The organism is Streptomyces sp. NPDC026575 (assembly GCF_055567415.1).
Genome location: NZ_JBVHQM010000063.1, coordinates 1 through 1419 on the forward strand (window position 1 = coordinate 1; position 1419 = coordinate 1419).

Consider the following 1419-nt stretch of genomic DNA (forward strand, 5'->3'; position numbering starts at 1 on the left):
ACACAGTGGACGCGAGCAACTGAGGACAAGCCCTCGGCCTATTAGTACCAGTCAACTCCACCGGTTACCCGGCTTCCATATCTGGCCTATCAACCCAGTCGTCTACTGGGAGCCTTACCCTCTCAAGGAGGTGGGAGCCCTCATCTCGAAGCAGGCTTCCCGCTTAGATGCTTTCAGCGGTTATCCTTTCCGAACGTAGCCAACCAGCCATGCCCTTGGCAGGACAACTGGCACACCAGAGGTTCGTCCGTCCCGGTCCTCTCGTACTAGGGACAGCCCTTCTCAAGACTCCTACGCGCACAGCGGATAGGGACCGAACTGTCTCACGACGTTCTAAACCCAGCTCGCGTACCGCTTTAATGGGCGAACAGCCCAACCCTTGGGACCGACTCCAGCCCCAGGATGCGACGAGCCGACATCGAGGTGCCAAACCATCCCGTCGATATGGACTCTTGGGGAAGATCAGCCTGTTATCCCCGGGGTACCTTTTATCCGTTGAGCGACGGCGCTTCCACAAGCCACCGCCGGATCACTAGTCCCTACTTTCGTACCTGCTCGACCCGTCAGTCTCACAGTCAAGCTCCCTTGTGCACTTACACTCAACACCTGATTGCCAACCAGGCTGAGGGAACCTTTGGGCGCCTCCGTTACCCTTTAGGAGGCAACCGCCCCAGTTAAACTACCCACCAGACACTGTCCCTGATCCGGATCACGGACCCAGGTTAGACATCCAGCACGACCAGAGTGGTATTTCAACAATGACTCCACCATGACTGGCGTCACGGCTTCAAAGTCTCCCACCTATCCTACACAAGCCGAACCGAACACCAATATCAAGCTATAGTAAAGGTCCCGGGGTCTTTCCGTCCTGCTGCGCGAAACGAGCATCTTTACTCGTAATGCAATTTCACCGGGCCTATGGTTGAGACAGTCGAGAAGTCGTTACGCCATTCGTGCAGGTCGGAACTTACCCGACAAGGAATTTCGCTACCTTAGGATGGTTATAGTTACCACCGCCGTTTACTGGCGCTTAAGTTCTCAGCTTCGCCACACCGAAATGTGACTAACCGGTCCCCTTAACGTTCCAGCACCGGGCAGGCGTCAGTCCGTATACATCGCCTTACGGCTTCGCACGGACCTGTGTTTTTAGTAAACAGTCGCTTCTCGCTGGTCTCTGCGGCCACCCCCAGCTCAGAGTGCAAGACTCATCACCGGAAATGGCCCCCCTTCTCCCGAAGTTACGGGGGCATTTTGCCGAGTTCCTTAACCATAGTTCACCCGAACGCCTCGGTATTCTCTACCTGACCACCTGAGTCGGTTTAGGGTACGGGCCGCCATGAAACTCGCTAGAGGCTTTTCTCGACAGCATAGGATCATCCACTTCACCACAATCGGCTCGGCATCAGGTCTCAGACTTAT

1 rRNA gene (only partly in view) is annotated in these 1419 nt (G+C 55.5%); it reads right to left on the reverse strand.

Annotated features, from left to right (window positions below):
- Nucleotides 1-21 precede the first annotated feature (21 nt).
- A 23S ribosomal RNA gene (locus ACZ4NB_RS38630) occupies nucleotides 22-1419 on the reverse strand (it continues 1822 nt past the right edge of the window).